The sequence below is a fragment of the Streptomyces sp. NPDC028314 genome (assembly GCF_055565795.1).
The window spans coordinates 112,341-128,445 of sequence record NZ_JBVHTP010000011.1; the positions used below are offsets into that span (position 1 = coordinate 112,341).

16 protein-coding genes, 2 tRNA genes and 1 pseudogene are annotated in these 16,105 nt (G+C 69.7%); 8 read left to right on the forward strand and 11 right to left on the reverse strand.

Features of this window, described 5'->3' with window-relative positions:
* Positions 1–81: 81 nt before the first annotated feature.
* Positions 82–1,131 (reverse strand): FUSC family protein, encoded by a 1,050-nt coding sequence (locus ACZ4TG_RS24765; RefSeq protein WP_468166390.1) that lies wholly within the window; start codon positions 1,129–1,131, stop codon positions 82–84.
* A gap of 146 nt (positions 1,132–1,277) precedes the next feature.
* Here ACZ4TG_RS24765 and ACZ4TG_RS24770 point away from each other — a divergent pair, with 146 nt between their 5' ends.
* Positions 1,278–1,478 (forward strand): hypothetical protein, encoded by a 201-nt coding sequence (locus ACZ4TG_RS24770; protein ID WP_468166392.1) that lies wholly within the window; start codon positions 1,278–1,280, stop codon positions 1,476–1,478.
* A 316-nt stretch (positions 1,479–1,794) separates the two neighbouring features.
* On the forward strand, positions 1,795–2,064 hold the full coding sequence (locus tag ACZ4TG_RS24775) for a hypothetical protein (RefSeq protein ID WP_468166394.1): 270 nt from the start codon (positions 1,795–1,797) through the stop codon (positions 2,062–2,064).
* A gap of 108 nt (positions 2,065–2,172) precedes the next feature.
* Here ACZ4TG_RS24775 and ACZ4TG_RS24780 read toward each other — a convergent pair whose 3' ends face one another.
* The 6 genes from ACZ4TG_RS24780 to ACZ4TG_RS24805 form a co-directional block, all read right to left on the reverse strand.
* Entirely contained in the window at positions 2,173–2,595 is a 423-nt protein-coding gene (locus ACZ4TG_RS24780; RefSeq protein WP_468166396.1) for a hypothetical protein, read from the reverse strand.
* A 272-nt stretch (positions 2,596–2,867) separates the two neighbouring features.
* Complete coding sequence (locus tag ACZ4TG_RS24785) at positions 2,868–3,818, reverse strand: oxidoreductase (RefSeq protein ID WP_468166398.1); 951 nt, start codon at positions 3,816–3,818, stop codon at positions 2,868–2,870.
* A 77-nt stretch (positions 3,819–3,895) separates the two neighbouring features.
* Positions 3,896–4,942 (reverse strand): glycoside hydrolase family 26 protein, encoded by a 1,047-nt coding sequence (locus ACZ4TG_RS24790; RefSeq protein ID WP_468166400.1) that lies wholly within the window; start codon positions 4,940–4,942, stop codon positions 3,896–3,898.
* Positions 4,943–5,104: 162 nt separating this feature from the next.
* Complete coding sequence (locus ACZ4TG_RS24795; RefSeq protein ID WP_468166402.1) at positions 5,105–6,004, reverse strand: NAD-dependent protein deacetylase; 900 nt, start codon at positions 6,002–6,004, stop codon at positions 5,105–5,107.
* Positions 6,005–6,155: 151 nt separating this feature from the next.
* Positions 6,156–6,229: transfer RNA gene (locus ACZ4TG_RS24800), tRNA-Met, on the reverse strand.
* Positions 6,230–6,286: 57 nt separating this feature from the next.
* Positions 6,287–6,643: a hypothetical protein gene (locus tag ACZ4TG_RS24805; RefSeq protein WP_468166404.1), complete on the reverse strand. Its 357-nt coding sequence runs from the start codon at positions 6,641–6,643 to the stop codon at positions 6,287–6,289.
* A gap of 55 nt (positions 6,644–6,698) precedes the next feature.
* On the opposite strand from ACZ4TG_RS24805, the gene ACZ4TG_RS24810 reads away from it, so the two are divergent.
* Complete coding sequence (locus ACZ4TG_RS24810) at positions 6,699–7,352, forward strand: hypothetical protein (protein WP_468166406.1); 654 nt, start codon at positions 6,699–6,701, stop codon at positions 7,350–7,352.
* A 424-nt stretch (positions 7,353–7,776) separates the two neighbouring features.
* Entirely contained in the window at positions 7,777–9,741 is a 1,965-nt protein-coding gene (locus ACZ4TG_RS24815; protein ID WP_468166408.1) for a HelD family protein, read from the forward strand.
* A gap of 107 nt (positions 9,742–9,848) precedes the next feature.
* Here ACZ4TG_RS24815 and ACZ4TG_RS24820 read toward each other — a convergent pair whose 3' ends face one another.
* On the reverse strand, positions 9,849–9,974 hold the full coding sequence (locus ACZ4TG_RS24820) for a hypothetical protein (RefSeq protein WP_468166410.1): 126 nt from the start codon (positions 9,972–9,974) through the stop codon (positions 9,849–9,851).
* 311 nt (positions 9,975–10,285) lie between these two features.
* Here ACZ4TG_RS24820 and ACZ4TG_RS24825 point away from each other — a divergent pair.
* Positions 10,286–10,360, forward strand: a tRNA-Trp gene (locus ACZ4TG_RS24825).
* A 99-nt stretch (positions 10,361–10,459) separates the two neighbouring features.
* On the opposite strand, the gene gyrB is transcribed toward ACZ4TG_RS24825, so the two are convergent.
* Positions 10,460–12,511, reverse strand: a complete 2,052-nt coding sequence (gyrB, locus tag ACZ4TG_RS24830) for a DNA topoisomerase (ATP-hydrolyzing) subunit B (protein WP_468166412.1) — start codon at positions 12,509–12,511, stop codon at positions 10,460–10,462.
* A 591-nt stretch (positions 12,512–13,102) separates the two neighbouring features.
* Here gyrB and ACZ4TG_RS24835 point away from each other — a divergent pair.
* Positions 13,103–13,864, forward strand: coding sequence for a DsbA family protein (locus ACZ4TG_RS24835; RefSeq protein WP_468166414.1), 762 nt, complete (start codon positions 13,103–13,105; stop codon positions 13,862–13,864).
* On the opposite strand, the gene ACZ4TG_RS24840 is transcribed toward ACZ4TG_RS24835, so the two are convergent.
* Both ACZ4TG_RS24840 and ACZ4TG_RS24845 read right to left on the reverse strand, forming a co-directional pair.
* Complete coding sequence (locus ACZ4TG_RS24840) at positions 13,861–14,244, reverse strand: ribosomal protein L7/L12 (protein WP_468166416.1); 384 nt, start codon at positions 14,242–14,244, stop codon at positions 13,861–13,863. The two genes, ACZ4TG_RS24835 and ACZ4TG_RS24840, sit on opposite strands and share 4 nt — an antisense overlap.
* A 70-nt stretch (positions 14,245–14,314) precedes the next feature.
* Positions 14,315–14,516, reverse strand: a pseudogene (locus tag ACZ4TG_RS24845) (IS5/IS1182 family transposase); the annotation flags it as partial.
* 184 nt (positions 14,517–14,700) lie between these two features.
* Between ACZ4TG_RS24845 and ACZ4TG_RS24850 the strand changes: the two are divergent.
* On the forward strand, positions 14,701–15,138 hold the full coding sequence (locus tag ACZ4TG_RS24850; RefSeq protein WP_468166418.1) for a hypothetical protein: 438 nt from the start codon (positions 14,701–14,703) through the stop codon (positions 15,136–15,138).
* 222 nt (positions 15,139–15,360) lie between these two features.
* Positions 15,361–15,603: a protealysin inhibitor emfourin gene (locus ACZ4TG_RS24855; RefSeq protein ID WP_468166420.1), complete on the forward strand. Its 243-nt coding sequence runs from the start codon at positions 15,361–15,363 to the stop codon at positions 15,601–15,603.
* The last annotated feature ends 502 nt before the right edge of the window (positions 15,604–16,105 follow it).

Here is a 16,105-nt window from a genome sequence, read left to right on the forward strand (position 1 = left end):
TCGTCGTGCGCCCGCCGGGGATTACGGGACAGCCCTTAGGCCGTCTCTTTCGGATCTTGCCTCGCCCGCGCCGCCCGGGCGTCAGGGGCGCGGCGACAGGTGGTCGGCGATCGCCTCGTGGGTCAGGTGGAGACCGGTCCGCAGCACGGCGTCGTGCCGGGTGGGGTGTGCTTCGCGGTGGGCGAGCTCGAGGGCGCGGGCCCGCATGAGGTCCGCGGCGCAGTCGTCGCCGCGCAGCGCGGCGTCCAGGGCTGTGGCGGTGGCCCGGACCACAGGGGCGAGGTCGCGCAGGGCTGGGTCGGACTCCGCGGGCGCGCCGGGGCCGCGGCTCCTGGCCCGTTCTTCGAGCTCCTGGGTGAAGTACTGGAGGGTGAGGGCCGTCCGGGCGGCGAGCCGCAGGCGGTCGCCGAGCCCGTCGGGCGGCCGGATCGGCGTACGTCCGAGCGGCCGGAGTGGCCGGGGGAGCCCGGCACGGTGAGCGGCCCGGTCGAAGTCGTCGCGGCCGGTCCCGGGCCGCAGCCACAGCCGCGCCCCCTCGGGCGGAGGCCCGGGTGCGGCCGCCGGTCCGCCACGGGCGAGCCGGGCGGCAACCCCGTCGAGGAGGCTCCCGACTTCGGACCGGTAGGCGTCGAGGCCGGCCGCGGCCGACCGGTACGGGTCCGGCGGCCACAGCAACGGCCCGAGCAGGACCACCGTGGCGATCCCGACCACGCTCTCCGCCAGGCGCGCCAGGGGATAGCCGGGCAGCGCGGTGGCGTAGATCACCAGAGCGGTGATGAGGACCTGCTGGTTGGGGGAACCGCCCCGGCTCAACAGGTACATGCCGACACAGCCGCAGGCCAGCACGACGAGGAAGGACAGCGACGAGGGCGGCAGCCAGCGCAGCACGAGCGTGCTCAGCGCCACGCCCGCGATGACGCCCGTGAGGCGGTCCCACGCCAGGCGGGGGGCGGCGTACACGTCCTCGCGGAGGATGAGTACGGCCGGCAGGGCGGCCGGCACCGGCAGCGTGCTCGTGTCCCACCACAGGCAGAGGTACCAGGACACCGCGGCGCACACGGCCAGGCGGGCGGCGGACCGCAGCCGCGGGCCAGGGGACGGAACGTGCGGAACGGGGACCGGACCGGGCATACCGGAGATCGTAGGCCGCGCGTACCTCGGCGGACCGGTCCCCCACCCTTGGGCCACGGTCAGATCGGAAATCGTGCGGAATGTGGTGGTTCATGTCAGCGTGAAGGCGAGAAATCCGTACCTCACACCTCTAAGGAGTCGCCGTCATGGGCGGTAGGCAGGACAAGCGTCAGGAACCGGGCCGGGGCCGCGAGGAGCAGGGGCACCAGCGCCCCGGCGACCCGGCGCACCCCCAGCCGGGCAAGCAGTCCCGCGAGAAGGGCCGGCAGCAGGAGCAGAAGGAGACCCCACGCCGTCGCGAGGACGACCTGCTGCGTGAAGAGGACCTGCACGACGAGACGTTCTGACCAGAAGACGGATCGCCCGCCCGCCTTCCCGCGGCTGCCGATCGGTACGACGGAACCCGCCGCTGCCGGCCCCGGCCGGGCCGCACGAGCCGCCGCCACCCCGGCTCCGGCCGGCGCGGCTGGGTTCTACGGCCGGGTTCTACGGCCTGGTTCTACGGTCCGGTTCTACGCGACCTCGGGGCCGCAGCGCCTGCCGATGTAGCTGGACCCGCTGGCGCGCGCGGTCCAAGAGGCCGCTCAGGTCTACGACCGTGGCCGGCCGGCCGCGACCGCGGAAGACCTGCGGGCCACCCTGGCCCGGGTAGCCCCTGATGCAGTGCCGAGCTTCGACGCCGAACGCGCTGCCGCTGTGGCCCGTGCCCGCGAGCAGGTCAGTGCTGCTCCCGTGCGCCGATTCCTGCGGCAGTGGGCCGTGTACGTGGCGATCGAACGCCGCCCCGACCTTGCCGCGCTCCTCCGTGGTCTGGAATGCCGCGCGGCCCGTGTCACGGACCCTGCGGAGGCGAGGGCGATCGCCGCCGAGACCGGCCATGTCCTCGACAGAGCCGCCGCCGAGGCCGGTATCCCTCTCGGCGGAGCCCAGTGACTGCCTGGCGGGGGAGTACGACCCGAACGCGGACGAGGTCATCAATGGGCTCCCTCGCCGATGTCGAAGTCGACATCACCGACATCGGCGAAGGACCTGTGGGGGAAGTCAGGGTTGGCGGTCGTCCTCGACGGTCACCTCGGGGGGCCAGGTCCCGTGCTCGATGAGGTGTGCCACGGCGTGGCCGGCCACGGAGAAGGTCACCGTGTCGCGGTCGGCGTAGGTGTCGATCTGCCCGTTCGACAGCACATAGCCGCCGGAGCTGCCTTCGCCCTGAGGATCGACGAGATGCTCCCCGGGGCCGCCTTCCGCGTTGAGCAGCGCGACCATGGCGCGCTCGCCGTTGGTGACGACGGTCAGCAGTTGGCCCTGGCCGTCCGCGAACCATGTCTCTTGGCTTGCCCAGTTCAGCCGGTTGACGAGCAACTGCCTGGCCTCCTCACCGGTGTAGTCGTGACCGGCAGAGCCCCGCAGGTGCCAGCGGCGTGAGGAGAGCAAAGGGTTCCCGTCCGTCCGATCCGTTCGATCCATCCGATCCGGCCTACCCGGGCGCGCGGAGCCGGGCACGCGCAGTCGACCACGCCGAGTATGTGATGAGCCACCAGTCTGACAAGTCTCACACTCCGCTCGGCCGCCGACGTCCGATGCCCCGCCGGTATGGACCCGGACAGGCGCTGCTCCGCTTCGAGGTCCATCACCTTGTCGCCCGCGTTCGCGCTGTTCAGCCAGGTCACGGGTCGGTCCGGGTGTCGTAGTCCCCACTCGCCCGCGACGCGCAGCGGGTGGCCGAACCCGAAGCCGTCTCAGAACGCGCTGGTCCCCGTGAGCTCGGCCGAGAGGTCCCAGAGCCGGGAGGCGGCTCGGGCGTCGACGGCCCAGGGCTTCACCCCTCCGATGAGCATGTCCTCGGTTTCGGCCGGGCCGGCGATGTCGCAGTCCTGGCAGTAGGCGCCACCGTAGGCGCCGAGAAGGGGGGAAGTCGCGGCCCAGACGGCGGTCGAGGCGCCCTGTTGCGGCGTCTTGAAGCCGTCGGCCGGTCGGCCGTCGGGGGTTACCCAGCCGTGTGCGAGCCACTCGTCGCGCGGGATGTGGCGCTGCAGCGGAGTCAGGATGCTGCCGGGGTGCACAGCGAAGGCACGCAGTCCGCTCGCGGCGCCGAGGCGGTCGAGATGCATGGCGAAGAGGGCGTTGGCGGTCTTGGACTGGGCGTACGCGAGCCAGCGGTCATATCCGGTACGGAAGTGGATGTCATCCCACCGGATGTCGGACAGGAAATGGCCCGACGACGCCACGGAGATCACTCGGGCGCCGGCCGCGAGGCAGGGGCGCAGATGGTTGACGAGGGCGAAGTGTCCGAGGTGGTTGATCGCGAAGTGCGCTTCCCAGCCGGGACCGACGCGGGTCTCCGGGATGGCCATCACCCCCGCGTTGTTGATGATGATGTCGAGGGTGGTTCCGCCCGCGAGGAAGCTGTCGCAGAAGGCCCGTACGTTTCGCAGATCGGCCAGGTCGAGGGCGTGCACTTCGATCCGCCGATGGTCGCGCAAGGCCGCCTCGGCGGCGGCTGCGCGTCGTGCCGGCACGATGACGCGGGCTCCGGCGCGGCTCAGGGCCCGGGTGGTTTCCAGGCCGAGCCCTGAATATCCGCCTGTGACCAGGGCGGTGGCTCCGGTCAGGTCGATTCCGTCGAGGACATCGTCGGCCGTGCTGTGCGCGCCGAACCCGGTGCCGATCTGCTGCTGCTTCGTGATCATGCGCATGACGCTAGAACCTGGAGCGCAGGCGAGGTCAAGCCACATTACGCTCCGACGCCGCAGGACGGCGAAACGGCTCAGCCTCTCGGCGGGCCCTCGTAGTCCTCACGGTCGAAGCCGGAAGGCCGGCCGCGGCCGCGTTCGCCGGACAGGAACTCCCGGAACACCCGCGCCGAGCGCGGGTTCTGGCTGCACTGCCACACGCCGTGCGGGCAGTAGTCGGTGATGCTGTGGTAAAGCGGCTGGTGCTCGGAGATCCATGCCAGCATGCTCCGCATGTAATCGGGGTTGTCGCCGTTGCGGAACAGGCCCCACTCCGGGTACGAGATCTGCTTGCCGTGCGCCTGCGCGAAGTCGACCTGCTGCTGGAGCCCGTAGGGCTGGGTGACCTGCTCCTCGAAGCTATCGCCGGGCGGCTGGTCGTAGCTGTCCATGCCGACGATGTCGACCACGTCGTCGCCGGGGTAGCACCTGGTCCAGGCGATCGCGTCACTGCCGCGGTTGGGGGCGAAGTCGAACCGGAACCACTGCCCCTCCACAGAGCGCATGGCAGCCACGATGCGCCGCCAGTACCTCTTCCAGTTCTCGGGGTCGGGCCGGCACCGGTGGGTGTAGTCGAAGCCGTTCATCTCCCAGCCGAGCACGATCACCGTGTCCGGCACCCCGAGGGCGACCAGCCGCTCGGCCAGCCGCTGGAAGTGGTGGTCGTACTCGCCCTGCGCGCCGGAGCGGAGCAGCTCGGCGACCCGCCAGTCGGGGACACCGGCCTCGTTGTGGTCCAGCATGGGCACGTTCAGGACGAACAACCGATCGGCCCTCGCATTGCGCCACCGTGCCCAGCTGCGCAGGGAATCGGGCGCCCCCTCGATGTTCGACCAGGTGTCGCCGGGCAGGTAGGTGTGCCCGGCGCGCAGCTCGGTACCCCCCAGCCAGTGCGAGAGACCCTGCATCCTCTCGACGCCGGGCGAGCCGTAGTGGAGATAGGCGCCCACGGCGACCTCGGCCCCGGCGCTGTTGCCGGGACCCATGTGCGGCGCCGTGGTGCGGCTGCCCCCGCTCAGGAGCAGGCCGACAGCGACCGTGGTCGCGCAGGCCCCCGCCAGCCAGCGGCCCCGATGGGACATGACGCCTCCACAAGCCTCGCGAAACCGATGTCTCCGGCAGCACGACGTTAGACATTTCATCCGGCCGGGGCACCTCGGGTGTCCCGATGCTGGGCCACTCGCGGCAGCCGACCGCCTCCGCTTGGCCCGACCAGGTGAACCCCGGCCCCGTCACGACCCGCTTCAGACCGCCGTCTCGCCGTCCACGGGGATGTCGAGTCGGTCGGCCAGGGTGGTGAGGGCCGCCCCCAGGGAGAGCGCGACCCGGGTGACGGCGTGCCGGTCGCCGCGGGTCGGGTCCCGGTTGACGATCAGTACGGGCTTCCCGGCCTGGGCCGCCTGGCGGACGAACCGGAGCCCCGACATCACCGTCAGCGAGGAACCCAGGACCAGCAGTGAGGTCGCTTCGCCGACCAGCTCGCGGCAGTGCTCGACCCGCCGCGGCGGAACGGCTTCACCGAAGAACACCACGTCCGGCTTGAGGACGCCGCCGCACCCCGAGCAGGGCACCACGCCGAAGTCCCCGACTTGATCGTCGGTGAGGTCCGCGTCACCGTCCGGGTTCAGTCCGGCGGCCACCGGCTCGAAGCCCGCATTGGCCTCCGCCAGCCGCCGGGCGAGCTCACGGCGCGAGCTGAAGGCGCCGCAGGACAGGCACACGACCCGGTCCAGGCCTCCGTGGAGTTCCACCACGCCCTCGCTGCCGGCGGCCTGATGCAGGCCGTCGACGTTCTGGGTGATCACACCCGAGAGCAGACCGTGCCGCCCGAACGCCGCCACAGCCCGGTGCCCGGCGTTGGGCCGGGCACGGCCGAACGTACGCCAGCCGAGGTGACTGCGCGCCCAGTACCGGCGCCGGGCCCGAGCACTGGTGGTGAACTCCTGGTAGGTCATCGGGGTGTGCCGGCTCAGGCTCCCGCCCTCACCCCGGTAGTCGGGTATGCCCGACTCCGTCGATATGCCCGCCCCGCTGAGCACCAGCACACCGCCGGTCCGCAGCGCATCGGCGACCGGCTCCGGATCCGTGGTGCCGGGCCGCAGGTCCTCGGTGGGCGTCCAGCTCAGTGTGGGGCGCATGCGCATGCCGCCAGCGTACGCAACGGGCGGGCACAGTGCCGTGGCCCTCCGGGGCGCGCAGGGGGCCGCCTCCGGCGTGTGGCTCTACCACCAGGGAACCTGGGCCGGGATACGACTGAAGGCCCGGATCCATGGGATCCGGGCCTTCAGCCTTCAGTAGCGGGGACAGGATTTGAACCTGCGACCTCTGGGTTATGAGCCCAGCGAGCTACCGAGCTGCTCCACCCCGCGTCGTGAACACAACCCTACGGCACTTCGGGACCCCCCTCGACCAGCGGCTTCCCAGGGTCACCTGCCGCCCAGGAAGGAGCGGGCCGGGACGAAGACCTCGTGACCGGTCGGGAAGCGGACGCGTACGCCGGACTCCGTCCAGGTGGCGGATTCGATCCCCTTCGCCCCCAGGGCGGCGTCGACGTCCACCCAGTGCCCGTAGGACACGCCGGGAGACCTGCCGATCACCATCCTGTAGGAGTGCCGCCCGGACAGCGTGTGTTCGTGCACCAGGCTCAGGAAGTGCGGTGACTGGTCGCTGTAGACGATCGCCGAGGGAGCGCTGCTGCCGTACGTCACCTCGCGCTGGGGCCACCACAGGACGGTCAGCAGCACGGCGGTCAGCAGGACCCCCGCCACGCCGCCCAGCAGCACCCTGCCGACTCCGGCCGTCCGGCGGGGCCGTGCGGTCTGGTCGGGTCGATCAGAGATGAACGCGCCGATGACGCCCCTCCAAGGTTCGCGTTGCTCCGCACCGGTGGCCGGAGATGCTCTGCGTGAAGGACGCGGAACCGGGCCGATTGGTTGTGGTGAGCTCGCCCTCGCCGCCGTCTCTGCAGCCCTGCTCACCGTGGCCACCGCCACCGCGGCATCCGCCAGCGTCGACCAGCACGGATACGCGATGGTCACCGTCTGGGACGGCAGCGCCGCGAAGTGCCGCGCGTACACCACGAACATCAACGAGAGCGACTTCAACTCGGACATCAAAGGCGTCTTCCAGTCGTACAACGGAGGCCTCTGCCAGGCCTGGCTGGAGCGCAAGCGCTACAACGACAACGGCAGCGTGAACTACGACTGGACCAAAGTCTCGGACACCTACACGTTCGGCTCCGGCACGGTCCAGACCGGCTGGCACTGGAACGGCACCAACGCGGGCTCCCGCGTCTGCATCATTCGCCTCGACACCCACGAGAGGGCTGCTCGAAGGGCATCTGGTAGTCCCGCGGGGCGGGCGCCAACGCGTGCCCAACCCGCGTCCGTCGCAGACCCGGACGGTGTGGCAGCAGCGGCTCGATCCGCTCCCACAGGCCATCCGACACGATCCACGGCGAAGCCCCATTCCCAGACAACGCTGAAGTCCTGACGCGGGCAGGGTCACCAGGACCCATCCACCTCATTGTGTTAGCCGGCGTTGACCCATTCTGTGCTTGTCTCCTCGGTCGGGTCGCGAGACGAAGCGACCAGATGCCCCCTGGCAGCGAGCTCGATAAGGCAGGCGGGCATAGGGAGCGCAATGAGCGATATACGGAACGGCGGAATGCACGGCACGCCACGCCATACGGTCAGCCGCCATGGATTAAGCCGTAAGGCCATGGTCAACCAAGTAAGTCAAGACTTACCTTCAGGGAACTTTGACCGTAGGGTGTGGCTCGAATCGAAGGAGCTCCCTGTTGTCGAAAATGAATGATCCCGCTGTGCGTGCAGTTGAATCGGAGCGGGATTATGTGTCCTCGTTGTATGAGTTGCTCACCGAGCGGCTTTCCGAGGCGCGAGTACACCGAGCAGGTGTGCTGAAGGCCCCGGCGGAAAGCGCCGGTGAGGCATACGAGAGAGAAATCGCCGCCGAGCGGCTGGCCAAGGAAATCGGCCGCCTGGAGGGCGCCGAAAGGGGTCTGGTCTTCGGGCGCATCGACTGGACGGACGGCACGGCCCTGCGCATCGGGCGGATCGGACTGCATACGGAGGACGATGACCTGCCTCTGCTCGTGGACTGGCGCGCGAACGCGGCGCGGCCCTTCTACGAGGCGACACCGGTCCACCCGATGAACCTGCGCCGGCGCCGGCACCTGCGCCTAGAGGAGCGCACGGTCATCTCGGTGAGCGACGAACTGCTGGACGGGACCGCCCCGACCGACGAAGACGTCGTGGGGGACGGCCCGTTGACCGAGGCGCTGTCGGCACGGCGTACGGGCAGGATGCACGCGGCCGTCGCGACGCTGCAGGCCGAGCAGGACGAGATCGTCCGCTCCGCCCACCGCGGGGTGACCGTGGTGCAGGGCGGGCCCGGCACCGGCAAGACGGTGGTCGCCCTGCACCGGGCGGCCTATGTCCTGTACGCGTTCCCGCGCGCCGCGGAGGAGGGCGTCCTGGTGGTGGGCCCGAACGCCCGGTTCCTCGACTACATCTCCCAAGTCCTTCCCTCGCTCGGAGAGAACGACGTCGTACTGGCGACCTGCCGGGAACTGGCCGGAGTATCCACGGACACGGTGGACCCGTTCGATACGGCGCGTCTCAAGGGCAGCTCCGACCTCGCCGACGCCTTGGCCGGCCTGCTGCGCGTCCACCAAGCCCCCGCCGGTGACTTCACCGCGCGGGTCGGACAGGAACTGGTTCACCTCTCCGGCGAGGAAGTCGCCGCGGCACGCGACGCCGCCGTGTCAGCCGTACCGGGGCACAACCCCGCGCGCCAGGTGTTCAAGGAGCTCTTGGTCGACGCCGTCACCGACGCGATGCAACGGGACATGGGCGACCTCCTGGAGCAGATCGACGCCGACTCCGAAAAGATGACGGGCATCAACCTCGACCGGTTCACGGGAGCCGCCCAGCGCCGTGTCGAAGGCGCACCCGAGGCGGGTCCGGTCCACGAGCTGGACCTGGACGCCATCCGAGCCGATCTCCTCGACGACGCCGCCGTCGACCGAGCGGTCGAGGTGTTGTGGCCGCGGCTGGTACCCGGTGACCTCGTGAAGGCGCTCCTGACGGACGCCGGCGCACTCGCCGAGCGCATGCCCCGCCTGACCGCGCAGGAGCGGTCCCTTCTGCTGCGCGGTCCGGAGGACCCGTGGACCGATGCCGATGTGCCGTTGCTGGACGAGGCGGCGAGCCTGGTCGACGGCGCCCCCGAGCGGACGTACGGGCACGTCGTCGTCGACGAGGCGCAGGAACTGACCGCCATGCAGTGGCGGATGATCGTCCGCCGCTGCCCGGCACGGGCGATGACGCTGGTGGGTGACTTCGCCCAGGCAGGCCCGGTCGCGACGGCACGCGACTGGAAGGAAGCGCTGAGCCCTCACGTCGGACCGCGGTTCAAACTGCACAACCTGACCGTCAGCTACCGCACCACGCAAGAGATCCTGGAGGGCGTCCGGGACCTGCTCACGCGGATCGCTCCGGACCAGAAGCCCACACGCTCACTGCGAAGCGGTGAGACCCCTCGCACCGTGACCACACCTCCGGACGGGTTGGGCACCGCCGTCGTCTCGGAACTCCGCGCCCAGAGCACCGCGCACCCGGGCGAGCTTCTGGGAGTGATCTGCGCGGACACCAGGGTGAGCGAGCTGACGGCCCAGGGCATCGCTCACCACGCACGCATCGTGCCGGCGTCCGAAGCACGCGGCCTGGAATTCGACGGGGTCGTCGTCATGAACCCCGAGGAAATCATCACGGCCCGCCCCGGTGGGGAAAGGGACTTGTACGTAGCCCTGACCCGGGCCACCAAGCGCCTCTGCACGATCACCGTCCAGCCCGCCTGACGACTCGGCGCCCGCGTCGTCGCCGCGGGCGCACCCGGCGTGGTGCAGACACCGGCCCGTGCGCGCAGGGCTGCTCGCCGCCTCACCGCTCGTGCCCGCACCCGGCATCACGCTGCCTGCTCCAAGCCGACGACGACGTTCACATCCCCTTCGCGCAGCAGGGTGAAGTCGACGCCGAGCTTCGGGTCGTACGCGCCGACGGTTTTAGTGAGACCGGTTTTTCCAGTGCGCACTGACGGCCATACGACTGACCCGGTTCAGCTCTGGAACGATATATTGAACCCCATTAAACGTATGGGCCTCCGAGGCGCCCATCAGGTGTACTTCCAAGCTTTGAGGACGCTACTGCCGGTCTTTTCGTCAGCCTCTCTCAGCGAGCTGGAGCTGACAGCCGCCGAACCGGTTGTCGGTGTCGATGCCGACCGTCACCGTGCGGTCGTTGTCCGCTCCTCTGATCACGCCCTTGGGGGAGGGCGCCCGCGCGTGGTGGCTTTCGCCGGCACCGCGGTGCAGAGGATGAACCGGCCTAAGATGCCGGGTGGGCGGGGCCGTAGCGCAGAGGTCGACGCGCGCGGTCTCCAAAACTGCGAGGACGCCGGTTCGAATCCGGCCGGCTCCGTCCGCAGCGCCCGGGCGCAGCCCTGGCGCTGTGGACGGAAGGCGGCCGTTCTTCGTGGCTGGTCGCCGCGGGAGCGTCCCAGCGGAGACGGACTCAGATTCAGATGTCGAGGAACCGAACGTCCTTGGCGTTGCGCTGGATGAAGGAGCGCCGGGCTTCGACGTCCTCGCCCATCAGCACCGAGAACAGGTCGTCGGCCTGCGCGGCGTCGTCCAGGGTGACCTGGCCGAGCACGCGGTGGTCGACGTCCATCGTGGTGATGCGCAGTTCCTCGGCGTTCATCTCGCCCAGACCCTTGAAGCGCTGGATGGTGTCGTCACGCAGGCGCTTGCCGGTTTGTCGGCCGAGTTCGACCAGGGCGTCGCGCTCGCGGTCGGAGTACGCGTACTCGAAGTCGTCCCGAGCCCACTTGATCTTGTACAGCGGCGGGCGGGACAGGTACACGTGCCCGGCCTCGACCAGCGGCCGCATGAAGCGGAACAGGAAGGTCAGCAGCAGGGTGTTGATGTGCTGGCCGTCGACGTCGGCGTCCGCCATCAGGATGATCTTGTGATAGCGGAGCTTCTCGATGTCGAAGTCCTCGTGCACACCGGTACCGAAGGCACTGATCAGCGCCTGGACCTCGGTGTTCTGGAGGATCTTGTCGATACGGGCCTTCTCGACGTTCAGGATCTTGCCGCGGATCGGCAGGATGGCCTGGTACATCGGGTTGCGGCCGGACTTCGCGGAGCCGCCGGCCGAGTCGCCCTCGACGATGAAGATCTCGCACTTGGTCGGGTCGTTGGACTGGCAGTCCGACAGCTTGCCCGGCAGCGAGGCGCTCTCCAGCAGACCCTTGCGGCGCGTCAGGTCACGGGCCTTGCGGGCCGCGACGCGCGCCGTGGCCGCCTGGATCGACTTGCGGATGATGTCCGCGGCCTCGACCGGGTTGCGGTCGAACCAGTCGGACAGGTGCTCGTACGTCACGCGCTGCACGAAGGTCTTGGCCTCGGTGTTGCCCAGCTTGGTCTTCGTCTGGCCCTCGAACTGCGGCTCGCCCAGCTTCACCGAGATGATCGCCGTCAGACCCTCGCGGATGTCGTCTCCGGCGAGGTTGTCGTCCTTGTCGCGGAGCAGCTTCTTGTCGCGGGCGTACTTGTTGACCAGGGCCGTCAGGGCGGTGCGGAACCCTTCCTCGTGCGCACCGCCGTCGTGGGTGCGGATGGCGTTGGCGAAGGAGTAGACGCCTTCGTTGTAGCCGGTGTTCCACTGCATCGCGATCTCGGCGGACAGTGTTCGCGCGGGCTCAAAGGCTCCGATGGTGATGACGGTGGGGTGGACGGTCTCGCCCTTGCGGGAGTTGAGGTGCGTGACGAAGTCGGCAATGCCTCCCGCGTAGTGGTACGTCACCGTGCGGGCCTGCGGGACCGTGTCACCGCCGGGTGATTCGGCGCCTGCGGTGGCTCGTGCCGACGCGCGTTCGTCGACGAGTGAGATGGTCAGGCCCTTGTTGAGGAAGGCGACTTCCTGGAAGCGGCGGGAGAGGGTCTCGAAGGAGTAGTCGGTGGTGTCGAAGATGCTGTCGTCGGCCCAGAAGGTGATGGTGGTGCCCGTGGCGGTGGTGGCTTCGTGCCGGGCGAGCGGAGCGGTGGGGATGCCGTCCTTGAAGTCCTGGCTCCACCGGTATCCGTCCTTGCGCACCTCGGCGGACACCCTCGTGGACAGGGCGTTGACGACGGAGAGGCCGACACCGTGCAGGCCTCCGGAGACGGCGTAGCCGCCGCTGCCGAACTTTCCGCCCGCGTGCAGCACGGTGAGCACGACCTCCAGGGCGGGCTTGCCCTGGGAGGCGACGATGTCGATGGGAATGCCGCGGCCGTTGTCGGCGACCTGGACGCCGCCGTCGGCGAGGATCGTGACGCCGATGGTGTCGGCCACGCCGGCCAGCGCCTCGTCCACGGAGTTGTCGACCACCTCCTGCACCAGGTGGTGCAGGCCGCGCTCGCCGGTCGACCCGATGTACATGCCCGGCCGCTTGCGGACCGCGTCCAGGCCCTCGAGGACGCTGATGGTATTGGCGTCGTAGGACGGCGCCGGAGCCGGGCCGCTGCCGGCGAGCGGAGCGGGAACGGCGGCCGGGGCGAGCTCGGTCGGATTGCCGGGATCGGTCACGAAAGACTCCTTCAGGGCAGCACAAGTCGCGCTCCGGCGGGGGAGCGGCGTGTGGTGAGGGGGGGTGTTGCGGGCAGTGCGGACTGGCGGGACGGGGTCATGGACGGATGCCCGACTCCGGGGCCGACATCCACTCCATTCTATGAATCGTCGACGTTTAATCCATGGGGCATTGCCACTCCAAGCCGCCTGAATGGCTGCGTAAGGCGCTACGACGGGGTTGGTCTATCCCCCCTGCGTGAGGCGCATGTTCGGCGCCCAGGCGGCCGCATGGGGCTTCGAAGGGGCCTCGGGCGGGAGGGGTCGCGGGGGCAGTTCAAAAACCTGGTCGATGGCCCGTCAGTACGGGTTGGTCGAGTTCAGCGGCCGCGTGCCACACGCGACGGTTCAACGGCGCGGTGAGGCAGCTCACTTACAGCCACATCGGACCCGATGCGATGCGGCAGGTCCCTAGAGTTCCAGAGGCACCGGCAACCAGGTTCGGTGATGTCGCTCAGGTCAGGGGCGTGTTCCGCCGGGCCGGCGTCCCGCCCGGTCCGGGGGTCCAGGGGACGGCTCTGGTGTGTGCGCGTTGTTCAGGGGAGGGGTTCGATGCAGGTCAGGCATGTCAGAACGCTGGGGTACGCGGCCGTGTGGGGGGCGATCGCCGTGGCTGCGGTCGTCTTTGTTCCGGGCGTGCTGGCGGACTTGGCGCCCGAGGACGAGCCGGCGCCGCAGGCGTACGCGGAAACCGGGGAATTACCCGAGGTGCTGTTGGGGGACGGCACGACGATCGTGGTGGGGGACCCGGACGCCAAGACGGTCGTCCGGCTCGTCGAAGACCCGCGGTGCCCGGTCGTCGCGGACTTCGAGTCGAGGGGCGCCAAGGCGATCCGCGCGCACACCCTCCAACGCAAGACGCGCACGGAGTACACCCTCGCCTCCTTCAAGGACAACTCGCTCGGTGGAGACGGCTCCAAGCGCGCGGTCAACGCCCTGCGGGCCGCTCTCGACGGGCAGAAGTTCACCGAGTACCACGCCGTCCTGATGGAGCACCAGGCAGAGGTGGAAGCGTCCGGCGGGTACACCACGCAGCGCCTGCTGAGTCTCGCGGACCAGGTGCCGGGTTTGCGGGGCGAGGCCTTCGACATGGCGGTGTCCACCATGAAGTACGGCGATTTCGTGGCCGCGTCGCAGACGGCGTACCAGCAGATCGGGGACGACCCGGCGGGACCGGGCACCCCCGCCTTCGCCATCAACCGGACGATGCTGGGTGGCGAAGACCACGCGGACCTCTTCGATGAGGACCTCGCCGCGAGCCTGCTGACCGCGGTCGAGAAGGCGCCCGAGGCCCTGTGGAAGCGGCGGGGCTAGAGCGTGTCTCTCGGATGTGGCTGTGAGTCCGTCAGCAATGGCCGCACCCAGTCCGTTGCCGGAGGGCAACTCGCCCGACAGGTCCCGGGAGGCCATGGCCCACCACACGGGGCCGGGTCAAGCGGGCCAGACACTCGCGTGATGGTGCGGTCGCACCAGTCGCAGAGCACTGTCGCGTGGGCACCCGCGGCCTTGAGGACACCGGCCGCGTCCTGGGCGGCTTCGAGCCAGTCGGGTTCTGTGACCGCTACGGGCGCACTGTCCAGCAGAAGCTTGCTGTTCCACAGGCTGAGGCCGGTGACCGTTCGGATCGCACGGATCACCTCCGTCCTCCGGTCTCCTGCCCCCGTCAGCAGGACCCGGAATCCTGGCTCTTCCACACACCCTCCCCGGCGGCCTCACGGTGTCCAGCAAGTGGATCATCTCCGCAGCTGAACGCCATGGGGCAGGCTATCGCCGGGCCCAGACAAGGATGGCGGCGAGGTGGAGTGCGGCCCGGTAGGCGATGGCGAGCTTTTCCGTTCGCCTGGCCAGGCCGCGCCACTGCTTGAACCGGTTGATGCATCGCTCGACCGCGTTGCGCTGCATATACATCGGCGCCGAAAGCAGGCGGGCGTCCGCCGGTGCGGCCTCGCCGCAGACGCTGGCCGACGTGCACGGCTGTCGCCGGCGAGGTGAACTTGCTTGCGCCCGCTCGGCCTCCTTCCGCCACAGCGCTGCCTGGTCCCGGTCGGACCCGCTCTGCCCCGCCGGCATTGGCCCGCGGTTTCGGTGGGGGACCTACCGGGTCCGGGAGGTTCCTGGCAGCATCAGCGCGACCGATCAAGGGGGGTTCCATGCGTTTCCGTTTCCGTGTCCGCGTACGGACTGTCGCCACCGCTGCTGTCGCCGCCGCGGTGCTGCTCACGGGGTGCAGCTCGTCCCCGGCTGGGGATCTGGAGGACTGGTGGTCCTCGGGGGGCGAGGGCAGCAGCAAGGCGCTGTCCGATAGTTCGGGCCGGGTGAACGAGGTGAGTACGCGCTCGATGGATCACTGGAGCGCCCCCTGCGAGGAACTGCTGGCCGAGGTGGCGAGGGCCAAGAAGCTCGGCACCCTCCCGAGCGAGGCTGCCCGGGGCGCCTGGGCGGACGCCCTGACCGCCTTCGAGCACGGAGGCAACGAGTGTGTCGCGGGGGTGGGCAAGAAGAACGAGGCCCGGGCCGCGGCAGGCATCCGCGAGGTGCAGACGGGCAGCAGCCGGCTGGCATCCGCCATGTCCACGATCAGAGGGTGACCGGGAGGCTCAATCGGCCCCGACCTCCGACGCGTCCCACCCGCCCCTCCCGCCGCACCGCATCCGGCCCGCGGATGACAGGTCGGCCACTCGGCGATGCCTTCCGGACGTTCCGGCCGCCGGGACCCTGCTCCCTGACAGCGGGCCGCTGTTCGGGGCACCCGCGGCAGTGGCTGCGACGTGCAGACCGTACGACACCACCGGGAACAGGGAGCAACAGTCATGCAGATCACGGTCACCCGCTCCGGAGGCTTCGCCGGCTTCGAGAAGCTACGGGCACTCGACACCTCCGGCCGCGCGGACGCGGCGGAGGTGGAGGAACTCGCGCACCGCGCCATCGCCTCCGTGGCCGACGGCTACCACTACCGGATCACCGTCGACGACGAAGTGCTCGACCTCCAGGACCCGTACCTGTCCGACGCCCAGCGGGCACTGATCCGCACCGTCCTCGACGAAGGCGCCTGACCGGCGTCACGCCGTACGGCGGCCGCCGGCCCGGGCGCCGGCCCCGGTCCCGGCCCCAGCCCGCGGCCGTCTGACCGGCCACGTCTTCCCTGCGAGCTGCGGCAGTGCCGCCAGGCGGGGGAAAGCGCGGCTGCCAAACCCGACAACACCCGATTACCTCACTGGCAGGCGCGTGAAAATCTATGCTGGCCAGAGTAGACATTGGGCTCTGATGTGGTTATGGTTTCTCACGTAACCGAGATCGGAAGGGCCCGGCAGAGACGAACTGCCGGGCGGCAGTGCCGCAGTGGCAGTACCCGCAGTACCTCGCTTGGCAAGTAGTTGATCGCCGAGGAAGAACGGAGGGACCAGGCGCCATCAGGATCGCCCGGGCGGAAGTCTTGAGCCCGGGTACCGCAGGACATCGATAGTGAGGTGGTCTCCGGTCAAGCAACCGCGATCCCCGCACCCCCGACCGCCCATGAGTCGGGTCTGCGGAAACAGAAGGCCGGCGCAGCAATAA